Here is a 15,905-nt window from a genome sequence, read left to right as displayed (position 1 = left end):
CATTATCAATACCCCATCTGCTGGCGCTGCTCGCGCAAATGCTGCGGCATGTCCTTATAGACATCCTCAAACATGGTTGCGGGACTGGCTTTCGGCCCTTCATGCAAAGTGCCGTATTTCAAAGCCTCGCGGGCGGCATCATTAATCTCCGCATCAATACCGGCCAGCAGCTGCACATTGCGCTCCTCGCTCCATTCATCTTTGCGGATCAGATGTTGTTTGAGCCGCTCAACCGGATCGCCCAGCGGCCAGTTCAGTTCTTCCTCTTTCGGCCGGTATTTGCTCGGATCATCGGAGGTAGAATGGGGCGCCACGCGATAGGTCACCCATTCAATCAGTGTCGGCCCCAGATTGCGCCGTGCACGTTCCGCTGCCCAGCTTGCTGCTGCATAGACCGCCAGATAATCATTGCCATCCACCCGCAAAGACGGAATAGCAAAACCATGAGCGCGGGAGGCAAAGCTGATATTCTCGCCACCTGCCACCGATTGCGGCGATGAAATCGCCCATTGATTATTGACGATATTGAGAACCACCGGCGGACGGTAGACCGAGGCAAAAACCAGCGCCGCGTGAAAATCGCTTTCGGCAGTGGAGCCGTCACCGATCCATCCGGCAGCGATTTTTGTATCACTGCGCATAGCGGAAGCCATGGCCCAGCCGACGGCCTGCACAAATTGCGTACCTAGATTACCGGAGATCGAGAAAAACCCGGCCTCCGGTGCCGAATACATGACCGGCAATTGCCGCCCTTTAAGATGGTCTTTCTCATTGGAAAGCACCTGACAAATCATATCTGTCAGCGGGAAGCCTTGTGCTATCAACAGTCCCTGCTGGCGATAGGTGGGGAAATTCATATCCCCTTTTTGCATCACCATCTGAAAAGCGCAGGCAATCGCTTCTTCACCGGTACATTGCATATAGAAAGAGGTTTGACCCTGCCGCTGCATGCGCATCATGCGCCGGTCATAGGCACGGGTTTTGAGCATGGAGCGCAGACCGTGGCGCAATTGCTCTGCCGTCAGATCCGGCACCCACTCGCCTTTAGCCTCGCCGTCATCATCCAGCACCCGTACCAGATTATAGGCCAGATCATGCATAGCATAAGGATCGGAATCAACCGGCGGGCGGCGCATTTCGCCCGCTCCGGCAAAACGTAAATGCGGATTAGGCGGCGGGACACTTTCTCCCCGCATCGTGCGGGGCATATGTAATGAGAGTGGCGGATATGACATGACTGCACTTCTCCATTGGCTGGAACTGATACTGCATGCTGTTTCTGCCGTCCCCCCGAACGGCAGAATGTATTCCGTTTGTCCCCTTAACCTCTGCTGTCTATATTTTCGGCCACGGCCTTTGCTGTGGGCGAAGTTGTTCATAGGCATGAGCAAGTTGCAACACGCCCAGATCATCAAAACGCTGACCAATAATCTGCAAACCGATCGGCAAACCTTTTTCCGTGTAACCACAATTGACAGACACAGCAGGTTGTTCCGACATATTCATGGCAACGGTGAAAGCAATATGCTCGAACGGGCGCTGCGGATCATTCAGCGGTGAAGCCCATTCTGCCGGATAAGTCGGCATTGGCGCTGTCGGCGAAATGATAAAATCATAAGAGCTGATTGCCGCCAGCGCCGCATTGCGCATGGCCTCGATCTGCGCAAAGCCCTGATAGACCTGCGCGCCGTTCAAATCCTTACCGCCTTCTGCCCACTGATAAATATAAGGCAGGATTTTTGCCTGATTATCCGGCGTCATTTTAGAGATGTCGCCCCATGAGCGCACGCGCCAGAAATGATCCAGCCCGTCAATCATCTCACGGGTGAGATAGCTAGGCACTTCCTCAACAATCGCACCGGCATTGGCAAAGGCTTGTGCTGCAGCTTCTACCGCCGCTTTGACCTCAGGTTCAACGGCAGAGCCAAAACCGGCATCCAGCCACAGGCCGATACGCAGATCTTTGACATCGCGGTCGAGATTCATCCAGTCGATACGGTTGTAAGGCAGGCTCATCGGATCGCGACGATCCGGCTTGGACAGAACCGACATATAAAGTGCAGCATCCGCAACTGTCCGTGTCATCGGCCCCGCAACACGACCGATAAATGGCGGATCAATCGGGATACGTCCAAAGGACGGTTTGAGCCCTACGACCCCGCACCAACCGGCAGGCAGGCGGATGGAACCGCCAATATCTGTACCAATATGCAAAGGGCCGTAACCGGCAGCAGCTGCCGTTCCCGCCCCTGCACTGGAGCCGCCGGGATTGGTGGCCAGATCCCACGGATTGCGTGCCAGCTCATGGAAACTCGACAGGCCGGACGACAACATGCCGAGATCAGGCATCGTCGTTTTACCCAAAATAATACCGCCGCTCTCGCGGGATCGGGCAGCTGGCGGTGCATCTTTTGCAGCGGGATTCAATGCTATTGCCGCGCAGCCGAGCGGTACCGGCAAACCTTTGGTGGCAATATTTTCTTTGATCGTCAGCGGCACGCCGTCAATCGGCCCGCGTTCTTCTTTCCGCCTCCAGCGACCTTCCGACAGGGTTGCTGCGGCCAGTGCCGCTTCCGGCTCAAAAGCCCACATCGCATGAAGCTGCGGCTCGCAACGCTCAATCCGGTCGATCACGGATTCTGCCACTTCCACCGGCGACAGAGTACCCGCTTTATAACCGGCAACCATTTCGACAGCGCTTAAATCAGCAAGCTCGGACATATCTGCTCCCATTTCCCTGTCTGACGCGAACCTCTTGGCGGATTTTGATCGTCAGACAGACATTCAGTTTTTCATTACAAAGTTTTCACCCGCATTTTACGCCCGTATTTTTTTACGTCGGCCGGAAAACGGTTTTGGCACGGCATTAACCAGTGCTTGTGTGTATGGATGCTGCGGATTGTCAAAGACCTCATTGGTCGGCCCTTCTTCAACAATTCTGCCCAAATGGATCACCGCCACACGGTCTGTAATCACCCGCATCACACCAAGGTCGTGACTGATAAACAGATAGGACAGGCCGAATTGCTCCTGCAAATCCATCATCAGATTGAGCACCTGCGCCTGAATGGAAACATCCAGCGCCGAAACCGGCTCATCGGCAACAATCAGTTTCGGGCGCGTAATCAATGCACGGGCAATCGCAATACGCTGGCGCTGACCGCCGGAAAACTCATGCGGATATTTATCCGCGGCTGATGCGGACAAGCCTACCGCCTCAAGCACCTGACGGATACGCTCTTCACGGTTTTCCACTGTTGTGGCACTTTCCAGTGACACAACCGGCTCCGCCAGAATGCGGCGCACAGAGTGGCGCGGATCGAGCGAACCGTAAGGATCCTGAAAAATAGCCTGAAACTCCTTGCGTGCGGCTTTCAGCTCCGCCCGCCCCAGGCTGTAAATATCCTTGCTATTGATGGTCACACTACCGGATTGCGGCTTTTCCAGCCCCATTACCGACCGTGCCAGTGTAGATTTACCGGAACCGGATTCGCCGACGATGCCAAGACTTTCACCCTGCTTCAGGCTGAGGCTGACACCATGCAGCACCCGCAAATTTTGCGGCTTGGAAAGCAAGGACTGTTTTGGCAACGTATAATCACGCACCAGATCGCGGACTTCCAGAAGAGTGGTCATGCCATCACCTCATCTGTCAGCGGATGAAAACAAGCGACCCGATGCGTCACATCCAGAAAATCCGTATTACCTAACGGCGGGACTGTTGCACGGCAATCAGCCTGCACAAAACGGCAGCGGTCAGCAAAGCCACATTGTGGCAAACGACTGAACGGATCGGGCACCACACCGGCAATCGTGGTCAGACGCTGGCGTTTATCCGTGTTTTCCGGCTTCGGACGCATTGTCAGACTATGCGGCGAGGCTGCAAAAAGCCCGCGCGCATAAGGATGCGCCATATGGCGGAACACATCCTGCGTATCGCCGGTTTCAACCACGCGTCCTGCATACATCACTGCAATGCGATCTGTCATTTCCGAGACCACACCGAGATCATGGGTAATCAGCAACAGTGCTGTGCCGCTCTCGTCAATCAGCTCATCCAGCAGATCAAGAATTTGTGCCTGAACAGTGACGTCCAGTGCCGTGGTCGGCTCGTCTGCAATCAGCAGTTCCGGCTCGCAGGCCAGTGCCATCGCAATCATCACACGCTGGCGCTGGCCACCGGATAATTGATGCGGATAAAGTTCCAGATCAAAGCGCGGGGCAGCAAGGCCAACACGATCCAACAAACGACGTGCGACCTTGTCAGCATCGGCGCGGTTTTCTCTCAGATGCAGGCGACGGCCTTCACTGATCTGTGCGCCAATGGTTTTGATCGGGTTCAGTGCCGTCATCGGCTCCTGAAAAATCATCGCCATCTGCCGGCCACGCATGGTGCAACGGGCAGTCTCTGAGATCGTCGTCAGATCCTGCCCGTCAAAGCGCAGGGTGCCGCTTAAGGCCATACGATGCGGCAACAGCCCCATGACAGCCAATGCGGTGATGGATTTGCCGGAGCCGGATTCCCCGACGATGCCCATACGCTCGCCACGGTTCAGTGTCAGCGTGATGCCGGACAGGATTTCAGCTTGTCTGCCTCCGGCTTGCAAATGCACGCCCAGATCACGGATTTCGAGAAGCGGTGTGGTCATCTCTCTCTCCTGACACGAGGGTCGAGTATATCACGCAAACCATCACCCAGCATATTTAACCCGAGAACCGCAAAGGTAATGGCCAGCCCCGGAAAAATCGCCAGATGCGGCGCATCATAAATATAGGTCTGCGCATCATTGAGCATCTTGCCCCAGCTTGGCATAGGCGGCTGCGTACCAAGACCGACATAAGACAAACCGGCTTCCGCCACGATAGCCAAGGCAAACTGAATGGTCGCCTGCACGATCAGCACATGGCCGATATTCGGCAGAATGTGATCCAGCGTAATCGCCACATCCCCGCGCCCCGCACAGCGGGCGGCCAAGACATAATCGCGCTTCCATAAACCCATCGATGCACCACGGGTAATACGGGCGAAAACCGGAATGTTGAAAATACCAATAGCGATCATCGCATTAACCGCACCGGGGCCGAATACAGCAGTGATAATCACGGCTGTCAGCAGCGCCGGAAAAGCAAAAGCCAGATCGGTCATGCGCATGACAAAGCCGTCAATCATACCGCCGCGTGCCGCCGCATAGGCACCGAGCGGCACGCCAAGCCCCATACCAACCGCAACGGCAATCAATGCCACCGACAAAGAGTTGCGCGCACCGACCATGACCATCGACAGCACATCACGGCCAAGCGCATCAGTGCCCAGCCAATGCTGCATCGACGGCCCCTGCAATTTACGCAGAATATTCATGCCTGTGGGGCTGTAAGGTGTCCAGACCAGTGACAGCACGGCCAGTCCGATCAGCAGACCGGTAACAATCGTGCCAATCAACAGACTGCGGCTCAGTCCGAAAGACAGCAAGATCATACGGCTGCGACGGGAGAAGTTCTCTGCCATGCTCATGCCCGCACTCCTGCAGACAGGCGCGGATCAAGAAAACCATAGGCCATGTCCACCAAGAAGTTCACCGCAATCACACTGGCTGCCAGCAAGGTCACCAGCGACTGCACCGTGACCAGATCGCGCTGCGCAATTGACTGGAAAATCAGACGACCAAGACCCGGCAGATTGAACACGTTTTCAATAATGATCGTACCCGCCAGCAGGAATGAGAATTGCAGACCCAAGATCGTCACCACAGGGATCAGGGCATTGGGTGTCGCGTGTTTCCATAAAGCTGCATTGCGGCTCAATCCCTTGGCACGGGCTGTGCGCACAAAATCTTCACTCAGGGTTTCCAACACCGCAGAGCGGGTAACGCGCGCCAGAATAGCAGCCAGCGGCAAGGCCAGCGCCACAGCCGGCAGGATCAGCGAGCGGGTGCCTGCCCACAAACCATTTTCCCAACCGGCAAAACCGGAGGCCGGAAACCAGCCAAGTGTGAGGGCAAAAAACAGGATCAGCAGCAGGCCGAGCCAGAAATTCGGGATCGCCACACCAATCTGTGCAACGCCCATCCCTACCACATCGGTCGCACTGCCGCGCTTTGAAGCGGCAATCACACCAAGAGGAATAGCAATCACCACGGAGAGGATCATCGCCAGCACCGCCAGCGGCAAAGTCACCTGCAAGCGTGGTCCGATCAGCTCCCTGATCGGCACGGAATAGGTATAGCTGGTGCCGAAATCACCAACCGGAAAGCCGGTAATCCAGTTGAAGTAACGGACAATCAGCGGGGCATCAAGACCGAGTTGTTTTTGCAAAGCCGCCAAGGTGTCAGGCTGCGCATTAATACCCAGCATAATCGCTGCCGGATCACCCGGAAGCACCTGCATCAGCAGGAAAACAATAACAGAGGCCGCCAGCGTCGTCAGGATCAGAGAGATCAGACGCCCTGTAAAATAACGCAGCAAATGCGGCCTCCTTCAATATTCATTTCAGCATCAACAGGATCAGTCTGCCCAGTACACACTGGTCAGGTCATTGGCCGGAATGGTCTGATTTTTCCACATGCCTTTGAGCTTCTTGTCCCAGACACCGATTTTCGGCAGGGCATAGAGAAACACATTCGGCTCATCTTCAGCGAGTTTGCGCTGCAATTGTCCAAGCAGTTCAAGCTGCTGCTTGTCGTCCACGGCTTCAGAAAACTGCTTGTAGATCGCCTTATATTCAGGACTGTTATAGTTGAAGTAATATTTATCCCGCGCATAGATATCGAGGTCGCGGGTTTCCACATGCGCGATGATCGTCGCGTCAAAATCACTGCGGGCAAAGACCTGATCCAGCCATTGCGCGAACTCAACCGGCACAAGTTTCACCTCGATGCCAACTTCTGCCAGCATTGCCGCAATCACCTCACCACCACGGCGTGCATAGGCAGGCGGCGGCAACATGATAGTGATGGAAGTACCCGCAGACACACCGGCTTCTGCCAGCAGCTCTTTAGCCTTCGCCACATCATAAGGATAGGTATCGCTCAGATCGACATAGCCCGGTTCAGCGGGTGTGTAATGGGCACCGATGGTCTTGGCGAGGCCGGTGGTGATCGCTTCCTGCACAACATTTCGATCAATGGCATGGGCAAGCGCACGGCGCACCCGCAGATCATCAAATGGCTTGCGTGCGTTATTGAGTGACATAATCACTTTGCCAGCTGTCGAGCCGATTTCCACCGCAAGACGTTCATCACTTTGCAGGCGACTGATCAGTTCCGGCGCCGGAAACTCAGGAAAAGCATCGACATCACCGGCCATGACCGCAGCGGCAGCCGCTGACGGATCGCTGATGAAACGGAAAGTGATCGCAGAGAGCTTAGCAGGCTCGCCCCAATAATCAGGATTACGCTCGAACTCGATCCGGTCGCCCTGCAGCCAGCGTTTGAATTTGAACGGCCCTGTGCCAACCGGATTGGTCTTGTTGGTGGCAATGGTATCCGGTGCCATCATCACCGCATCGCCCCAGCCCATCCCGAACAGGAAGGTGGAGGACGGGCGCTTGAGCGTCACTACCGCAGTCGCCGGATCAGGACATTCGGTCTTTTCAATCGGCGCAAACAGTGCCTTTTGCGCATTGGTGGAATCCGGCGCTATGGCGCGGTCATAGGTGAATTTCACCACAGAACAATCGAAGGGCGTACCATTATGAAATTTCACGCCCTGACGCAGCTTGAATGTATAGGTCAGATTATCCGGCGAAATCGTCCAGCTTTCCGCGAGGTTCGGCTTAACAGCGCCTTCCTCATCAATACGCACCAGACCTTCATAGAGATTATTATAGGTCAGGCGGCGGATAGAAGCCGCAGCATTTGCTGTCGGGTCCATACCCGGAGGCTCCAGTACTTCGCCGATTGCCAATGTATCTTTTGCCAGCCCTGACCCGCTCATAGCCACAACAGCAATCCCCGTCATTGCTGCCAGCATGAGCTGTCCGGTCAAATATTTATATCGCATTGCCTGTCCCCTTATTTATCACATCCTGATATTGCTCAGGAATTACCGGAATAGAGCTGGCCAAATTTTACAATGAACCATTGTCAGTTCAAATGCTTATCACATTTGATGCCGTAGTTTTAAATTGAACGGCCGCCATCCACATCCAATGCAACGCCGGTGATCATACTGGCTGCCGGTGAGCACAAAAATGCAGCGCTTTCCGCCAGATCTTCCGGTTTCAGTAACCGGCCAAGCGGAATGGATGCACGGAACTTCTGACGGATTTCTTCCGTATCCTCACCCATAAATGTCGTGAGCAACGGGGTTTCACCGGCAACCGGATTGAGCGCATTGACGCGAATATTCTCTGATGCCAGTTCAATCGCCAGCGCTTTAGTGGCAGAGACGACCCAGCCCTTGGTGGCATTATACCATGTCAGGTTCGGGCGCGGGCGTGCAGCACCAGTTGAGGCAATATTGAGAATAACACCGCCGCCATTGTCTTTAAAATGCGGAATTAAAGCGCGGCTCATCAGATAAATACCGCGAATATTTACCCCAACAATGCGGTCAAATTCATCGGGCTGCACATTTTCCGCCGGTTGTGGTTTATGGCCGATACCGGCATTGTTGATGAGAATATCAATCCGCCCGAATTGCATCTGTGCCTGACGCACCGCTTCCGCCACACCATTTTCCGATGCAATATCCGCTTCAACCGCCAGTCCCTTGCCGCCAAGCTCTCCTGCCACGCGCTTTGCACCCGCAGCATCGCGATCAACGACGACCACATTTGCACCTTCGCGGGCAAATTTACGCGCCATAGCCTCACCAAAACCCGAACCTGCGCCGGTGATGATTGCGGTTTTATTCTCAAGCGAACCAGTCATTATACGGTATTCTCCCATGCGATTTTCTGCAGATCAGCCGTGATAGACCGAAATGGTTTTCAGCGAGGCAAAGCCATAAAGCGCCTCAAAACCTTTCTCACGACCGTGGCCGGAGCGTTTCACCCCGCCAAAAGGCAGCTCAATGCCGCCGCCTGCTCCGTAATTATTGATAAACACCTGTCCGGCATGCACCGCATGCGCCATACGCAATTGCCGTGCACCGTCTTTTGTCCACACGCCGCAAACCAGCCCGTAAGGTGTGCTGTTAGCCAGCGCCACGGCTTCCTCCTCCGTATCAAACGGCATAATCACCTGCACGGGGCCGAAAATTTCTTCCTGTGCCAACCGATGCTGCGGCGGCACATCACGCAGTAAAGTCGGGCGCACATAGGCACCATTTTTCGGTGCATCAGGCACAATTTCACCCTGCGCCGCAACAAGCAAACCATCCTGTTTTGCCAGTTTCAGATAATCTTCAATGATCGCTTTCTGACGTGTCGAGACAACAGGCCCGAGCGACAGATCAGCCTCAGCAGCACCCACTTTGAGCGCATGATAACGCTCACTCATAGCGGCAATCACCTGCTCATAGACTTCACGCTGCACGAGAATGCGTGAGGAAGCAGAACAGGTCTGTCCTGCATTCTGAATGCCTGCATTGACCAGAAATGGCAATGCACGCTCAATATCCGCATCAGCAAACACGATTTGCGGGGATTTACCGCCGAGTTCCAAAGTCACCGGCACAGCATTTTTAGCCGCTGCGGCCTGCACTGCCTCACCGGTACGTAAAGAACCGGTGAAAGAAATATGATTGACCTGCGGATGGGAAGACAAAGCCGCTCCGGCCTCAGCACCCAGTCCTGTCACCACATTCAGCGCACCGGTCGGCAATCCGGCCTCGTGGGCAATCCGCGCAAATTCGAGAATGGTCAGGCAGGCTTCTTCCGCTGGCTTGACAACCGCAGCATTGCCCATAGCCAGAGCCGCACCAAGACTGCGGCCAAGGATCTGCATCGGATAGTTCCACGGGATAATATGCCCCGTCACGCCATGCGGTTCATAGACAGACAGAACGGTGAAACCATTCTGATAAGGCAGTGTATCACCATGAACCTTGTCAGCAGAGGCACCGTAAAATTCCAGATAACGCGCCAGCGCTACCACATCAGCGCGCGCCTGCGTTAAAGGCTTGCCGACATCACGCGCTTCCAGCACAGTCAGAAGATCAATCTCACGCAATACCGCTTCTGAGATTTTATGCAGAATACGACCGCGTTCGGTTGCGGTCATTTTCCCCCAGAAACCGGATAAGGCTGCACGCGCGGCATCAACGGCGAGATCAATATCAGCCGCAGCGCCACGGGCGATCAGCGCCAGATCACTGCCGTCTGACGGATTTTTCAGTGTCAGCACCTCACCCTGCACAGCGTCCTGCCACACACCATTGATGAAATTGCCGTAGCGGCGCTGTCCGTTCTCTATCCCGTGTGCCATGTCATTCTCTCCCGCAGGATGTTTCCTGCTGATTATTTTGCATCATCTGAAGGCTGTTGATGGTCTTGCGGATATGCTGCCGCGCCAATTCCTCAGCCTCTGTACCGTCTTTGCGCGCAATCGCCTCAACGATCAGAGCATGTTCCTCAATGGCATTTTTCGCCCGCTCTGCCGTGAGCGCAAAAACCGGCGCAAAGACCTGCGAGGTCATGCGCAACAAAGGCACAAAATTCTCCAGAGAAGCATTGCCGCCCGCTGCCATTACCGCCAGATGAAAATCCACATTGGATTGCGTATAGGCTTTGGAATCCCAAGGCTCGATAATGGAGCGCTGATGCAAGATGAGTTTCTCAAGACCGGCAATCGCACCTGCATCGGCGCGTTCCGCAGCAAAACGTGCGGCAACACCGTCAATCACTTCACGCACGGCATAGGCATCAAGCAGATGCGGCAGGTCAACACTTGCCACACGTACACCGCGACCAGGGAGATGAACGATCAGACCATCGCGCTCGAGCACCCGCAATGCTTCACGCAGCGGCGTGCGGCTGATACCGAATTCAGCAGCAATATGCTCCTGTCGCAAAATCGTGCCCGGCGCATATTGACCCGCATAGATGCTCTCACGAAGTGCTTGTGCAACTTCGTCCAGCAGCCTCGTTTGGCTGCTCCATTTATAGCTGGACAAGCCTGTGTTCCCTTATATTTTTCAGTATGATTATCCAGGATACAAAATTGTTCAAGACAAAAATTTCTCACGCGGGATATTTGTTTTCACACGCTTCTCCCGCCTGAAGTGAATACGCTCTCCGGTCTCAGCGATGCAGAAAAAACGGATCGCGTTTTTCGATAAAGGCGCTCATGCCTTCTTTCTGATCGTGACTGGCGAAGCCCGAATGGAACAGGCGGCGTTCGAATTTTACGCCCTGAGTCAGCGTTGTTTCATAGGCCGCATTCACCGCCTCTTTCGCCATCATGGATACCGGCAGAGATTTTTCAGCAATGGTGGATGCCACACTCAAAGCTTCTTCAAGAAGCTGATCTGCCGGAATGATACGGGAAACCAGACCGCAGCGCTCGGCCTCATCGGCCTCCATCATTCGTCCTGTCAGGCACATATCCATAGCCTTGGATTTGCCTACAAAACGGGTGAGACGTTGCGAACCGCCCATACCCGGAATAACGCCAAGGCGGATTTCCGGCTGGCCAAAGCGGGCATTATCTGCCGCCAGAATAAAATCGCACATCATCGCCAGTTCACAGCCACCGCCCAGCGCATAACCAGCCACAGCGGCAATAATCGGTTTGCGCACCGAGGTAAAACGCTCCCATTCGCCGAACCAGTCTGCCACGAACATAGTGCTGAAATCCTGCGCCTGCATTTCCTTGATATCCGCACCGGCGGCAAAGGCCTTGATAGAGCCGGTCAGCACAATACAGCCCACATGTTCATCTTTGTCCGCCGCTTCCACCGCCGCAATCAGTTCTGCTGCCAGCTGCCGGTTCAGAGCATTCAACGCCTGAGGACGGTTCAGCGTGATGAGCAACACACGACCATGCATTTCTGTGAGAATGGTTTCATAAGTCATGATGTCCCCTCCTTGCCGCGCAACAGGCGGATAATACCGGAGAAATCCTCCCCGCCCGAACCAAGTGCGTTGAACAGATTATAGAGCTGTGCTGCCTCCGCTCCCAATGGCGTGGTTGCCCCCACAGAAGCAGCCGCCTCCTGCGCCAGTTTCAAATCTTTCAGCATTAAGCTTGCAGCAAAGCCCGGCTGATAATCCCTGTTGGCAGGGGATGTCGGCACCGGCCCCGCCACCGGACAATTGGTGGTGAGCGCCCAGCACTGGCCGGACGAAGTGGAGGCCACATCAAACAATGCCTGCTGAGAAAGACCCAGCTTTTCACCCAAAGCGAAAGCCTCGCACACACCAATCATAGATATCCCAAGGATCATGTTGTTGCAGATTTTCGCCGCCTGTCCTGCACCGGCCTCACCGCAATGCACAATGCGTTTCCCCATAGCAGCCAGCACAGGTTCGGCTTTGTCAAAAGCAGCTTTTTCACCACCGGCCATAAAGGTAAGCGTTGCTGCCGTTGCACCGACAACACCACCGGAAACCGGCGCATCAATGCTCAATAATTTATGCTCCGCCGCCATTTCATGCGCCTTGCGGGCACTGTCGACATCAATGGTCGAGCAATCAATTAACAGTGTATCCGGCACAACCAGCGCTGTCAGTTCACGCCAGACGCTCAACACATGGGAACCGGCGGGCAGCATGGTGATAATTACAGTCGCACCCTGCACGAGCTGCGCAACATTATCCGCAATCTGAACGCCGTTTGCTTTAGCTGCTTGTTTTGATGCCTCGACCAGATCAAAACCGCGCACGTTAAATCCCGCTTTGACGAGATTGGCCGCCATAGGCCCGCCCATATGACCGAGGCCGATAAAACCGATTGTTAGAGTGTTCATTTATCGCTTTCCTCTTTAAAACATCGCATTTCCGACGGATCGCAGCGGGAAACCAAAACAGTCCGGCGAACTGTTTTGCCCGCGAAGACGTTTCACACTTTTCCTGAAAATGCTCTCCCGCTCAGCAGCTCACGGGCAATAATCACCCGCATAATCTCATTGGTGCCTTCCAGAATCTGATGAACACGCAGATCACGCACCAGTTTTTCCACGCCATATTCGCTCAGATAACCGTAGCCGCCATGCAGCTGCAGAGCCTGATCGGCCACGTTAAATCCGGCATCAGTGACAAAACGCTTGGCCATAGCGCAAAGTTTCACCGCATCGGCATCATGACGGTCGAGCGCACGGGCAGCGCGGTGCAGAAATGTACGTGCCACTTCAAGCTCCGTAGCCATATCGGCAAGGCGGAATTGCAATGCCTGAAACTGATGCAGTTTTGAGCCAAACGCCTTGCGCTCATCCATATAGGTCAGTGCCTTGTCAAAAGCGCCCTGCGCACCGCCGAGCGAACAAGCGGCGATATTCAACCGCCCGCCATCAAGCGCAGACATAGCAATTTTAAAACCGATGCCTTCCTGACCAATCAGGTTTTCCGCCGGTATGCGCACATTATCGAACATCACCGTGCGGGTTGGCTGGGCATTCCAGCCCATTTTCTTTTCATTGGCACCGAAAGACAGGCCGACTGAATCCTTCGGCACGATAAAGGCCGAAATACCTTTGGCGCCTGCCTCACCGGTTCGTGCCATCACGATATAAATATCACTCGCACCGGCACCGGAGATAAACTGTTTCTGCCCAGTAATCAGATAATCATCGTCATCGCGCACAGCTTTGGTACTGAGATTGGCGGCGTCAGAACCACAGGCCGGTTCGGTCAGACAATAGCTGGCGATCAGCTCCATAGGTGTCAGTTGCGGCAACCATTTCTGCCGCTGTGTTTCTGAGCCATAGGCATCAATCACCCATGCGCACATATTATGGATCGACAGGAACGAGGCGATAACCGGACAGCCTTGCGACAGCGCCTCAAAGATCAATGCCGCATCCATGCGGGTCAGGCCGGAACCGCCAACATCATCACGAATATAGATGCCGCCCATGCCCAGTGCCGCCGCTTTGCGCAGCACATCCACGGGAAAGTGCTTCTGCTCATCCCATTCCAGAGCATAAGGTGCCAGTTCCTGCGCGGCAAAATCCGCAGCCATAGCGAAAATACTGCTCTGCTCCTCGTTGAGTTCACCGGACATGGTTCTCTCCTTCGCTCTGCACAGGTCTGTTGCGCCCGATGTTCAGTTCCGGAAATTCACCCTCATCAAAAGCTACACCACGAAACACATCATCCTCGATGCCCTCCCGCTCAAAACGGCGCAGTTGCACACGGCGGATTTTTCCGGAGATTGTTTTGGGTAGTTCCCGCACAAATTCCAGCGAGCGGATGCGCTTGAACGGTGCCAGCCGTTCATTGGTATATTGCAGAACCGAAAGCGCGAGCGCACGCGAAGGCTCTTCACCGGCGCGCAGCAGAATATAGGCTTTGGGAACCGACAAACGGATCGGATCATCCACCGGAATGACGGCGGCCTCCGTCACCGCATCATGTTCCAGTAACACGCTTTCCAGCTCAAACGGGCTGATACGATAATCAGAGGATTTAAACACATCATCGGCGCGACCGACAAAATGCAAGTAACCATCCGCATCCTGATAGGCGACATCACCGGTGCGGTAGACACGACCATCGGTGCCGCTGAGCCTGCCGTCCGTTTCCTGATAGCCCTGCATCAGCCCTGCCGGATGTTTGTCATCCAGCAAGAGGCACACTTCGCCTTCCTGCGCCGCATGGCCGTCCGCATCAAGGATCACCACCTCATAGCCCGGCAATGGCCTGCCCATCGCGCCGCTTTTCACACTTTGCGCGGGACTATTCGCCACCTGTGCGGTGGTTTCAGTCTGGCCGTAACCGTCGCGAATGGTCAGTCCCCATGCGTCGCGCACCTGATCAATAATTTCAGGATTAAGCGGCTCACCGGCACCAACCACTTCGCGCAGGCTCATTTTACAGGTTTTGAGGTCTTCCTGTATCAGCATACGCCACACTGTTGGCGGAGCACACATCGTGGTCACTGCACAACGCTGCATTTCTGCCAGCAACACCTTGGCGCTGAATGCTGGCTGATTGACCACCAGCACGGTGGCACCGGCATTCCACGGTGCAAAGAGCGAACTCCATGCATGTTTCGCCCAACCGGGGGATGAGACATTCAGATGGATATCGGCCGGTTGCAGACCAACCCAATACATGGTCGAAAGCGAGCCGACCGGATAGCTGCGATGGCTGTGGCGCACCAGCTTCGGTTTGGCCGTGGTGCCGGAAGTGAAATAAAGCAGCATCGGATCATGCGGCTGTGTTTCACCATCCGGCTGAAACACCGGAGATTGGCTAAAAGCCTCATTATAATCGTGCCAGTTACTATTTTCTGCGGCATGACCATTCGGCACCTGAATACGCAGCACCTCATCACCTGCCAGTCCTTCGCATTTCAGCAGTTGTTCGGCGGTTGCGAGAATAGCGCAGGCATGGCCGCGCTCCAGCCGGTCAGACAATTCGTCTGGTGTCAGCAAAGTGGTCGCGGGAATGACGATAATGCCGAGCTTCATCGCGGCAAGCATGACTTCCCACAGAGCAGGCACATTGCCGAGTAGTACCAACAGATGATCGCCACGCTTCAATCCAAGTCCGCGCAGATAATTGGCAAGCTGGGAAGAGCGGATGCTCAGATCGGCAAAACTCAATTTTATGTCTGTTTGCGTGGCGCTATCGACAATCCACAACGCGGTCTGATTGCGGCTTTGCGGATTGGCAGCAAGCTCAGTATCAAACCAGTCCAGCGCCCAGTTAAAGGGCAGTGCCTCCGGCCAGACAAAACCAGCTTTTGCAGCCTGATAATCCTCGCGATACTGCAAAAGAAAATCACGTGCCTGTTTAAAATTCTCCGTACTCAGCTGCCTCATGCAATCCTCCCAAAATGCATAAATCACTGTGTCTGCGA

General features: G+C 54.7%; 14 protein-coding genes. All 14 read right to left on the bottom strand.

From position 1 onward, the window contains the following. Positions 1 to 5: 5 nt before the first annotated feature. Entirely contained in the window at positions 6 to 1,235 is a 1,230-nt protein-coding gene (locus tag LDL70_RS01535) for a thiamine pyrophosphate-dependent enzyme (protein ID WP_370637741.1), read from the bottom strand. 100 nt (positions 1,236 to 1,335) lie between these two features. After that, positions 1,336 to 2,721 (bottom strand): amidase, encoded by a 1,386-nt coding sequence (locus tag LDL70_RS01530; RefSeq protein ID WP_225686288.1) that lies wholly within the window; start codon positions 2,719 to 2,721, stop codon positions 1,336 to 1,338. 96 nt (positions 2,722 to 2,817) lie between these two features. Then, positions 2,818 to 3,636 (bottom strand): ATP-binding cassette domain-containing protein, encoded by an 819-nt coding sequence (locus tag LDL70_RS01525; RefSeq protein WP_225686286.1) that lies wholly within the window; start codon positions 3,634 to 3,636, stop codon positions 2,818 to 2,820. Then, positions 3,633 to 4,649, bottom strand: a complete 1,017-nt coding sequence (locus tag LDL70_RS01520; RefSeq protein ID WP_225686277.1) for an ABC transporter ATP-binding protein — start codon at positions 4,647 to 4,649, stop codon at positions 3,633 to 3,635. The genes LDL70_RS01525 and LDL70_RS01520 overlap by 4 nt, the downstream gene beginning before the upstream one ends. Beyond that, positions 4,646 to 5,506 carry an ABC transporter permease gene (locus tag LDL70_RS01515; RefSeq protein WP_370637796.1) on the bottom strand — a complete coding sequence of 287 codons (861 nt, stop codon included), beginning with the start codon at positions 5,504 to 5,506 and terminating at the stop codon, positions 4,646 to 4,648. Before LDL70_RS01515 ends, LDL70_RS01520 begins: the two co-directional genes overlap by 4 nt. Before the next feature lie 2 nt (positions 5,507 to 5,508). Further along, entirely contained in the window at positions 5,509 to 6,462 is a 954-nt protein-coding gene (locus LDL70_RS01510; RefSeq protein WP_225686273.1) for an ABC transporter permease, read from the bottom strand. A gap of 39 nt (positions 6,463 to 6,501) precedes the next feature. Further along, positions 6,502 to 7,968 (bottom strand): ABC transporter substrate-binding protein, encoded by a 1,467-nt coding sequence (locus LDL70_RS01505; RefSeq protein WP_225688306.1) that lies wholly within the window; start codon positions 7,966 to 7,968, stop codon positions 6,502 to 6,504. 149 nt (positions 7,969 to 8,117) lie between these two features. Continuing rightward, positions 8,118 to 8,870, bottom strand: a complete 753-nt coding sequence (locus LDL70_RS01500; RefSeq protein ID WP_116086522.1) for a glucose 1-dehydrogenase — start codon at positions 8,868 to 8,870, stop codon at positions 8,118 to 8,120. Between the two features lie 33 nt (positions 8,871 to 8,903). Then, complete coding sequence (locus LDL70_RS01495) at positions 8,904 to 10,367, bottom strand: aldehyde dehydrogenase family protein (RefSeq protein ID WP_225686271.1); 1,464 nt, start codon at positions 10,365 to 10,367, stop codon at positions 8,904 to 8,906. A gap of 1 nt (position 10,368) precedes the next feature. Then, positions 10,369 to 11,055: a GntR family transcriptional regulator gene (locus LDL70_RS01490; protein WP_225686269.1), complete on the bottom strand. Its 687-nt coding sequence runs from the start codon at positions 11,053 to 11,055 to the stop codon at positions 10,369 to 10,371. A gap of 127 nt (positions 11,056 to 11,182) precedes the next feature. Next, complete coding sequence (locus LDL70_RS01485) at positions 11,183 to 11,956, bottom strand: enoyl-CoA hydratase (protein WP_225686259.1); 774 nt, start codon at positions 11,954 to 11,956, stop codon at positions 11,183 to 11,185. After that, positions 11,953 to 12,849, bottom strand: coding sequence for a 3-hydroxyisobutyrate dehydrogenase (gene mmsB, locus LDL70_RS01480; RefSeq protein WP_225686257.1), 897 nt, complete (start codon positions 12,847 to 12,849; stop codon positions 11,953 to 11,955). Before mmsB ends, LDL70_RS01485 begins: the two co-directional genes overlap by 4 nt. A 92-nt stretch (positions 12,850 to 12,941) precedes the next feature. Next, positions 12,942 to 14,102, bottom strand: coding sequence for an isobutyryl-CoA dehydrogenase (locus LDL70_RS01475; protein ID WP_225686245.1), 1,161 nt, complete (start codon positions 14,100 to 14,102; stop codon positions 12,942 to 12,944). Next, positions 14,092 to 15,867, bottom strand: a complete 1,776-nt coding sequence (locus tag LDL70_RS01470) for an AMP-binding protein (protein WP_225686243.1) — start codon at positions 15,865 to 15,867, stop codon at positions 14,092 to 14,094. The genes LDL70_RS01475 and LDL70_RS01470 overlap by 11 nt, the downstream gene beginning before the upstream one ends. Positions 15,868 to 15,905 lie beyond the last annotated feature (38 nt).

Origin of the sequence: Pseudochrobactrum sp. XF203 (assembly GCF_020341615.1) — a bacterium.
In the GTDB taxonomy this organism is placed as follows: Bacteria; Pseudomonadota; Alphaproteobacteria; order Rhizobiales; family Rhizobiaceae; genus Pseudochrobactrum; species Pseudochrobactrum saccharolyticum.
The sequence above is the reverse complement of the archived record's forward strand: the minus strand, read 5'-3'. Positions and strand labels throughout refer to the sequence as shown.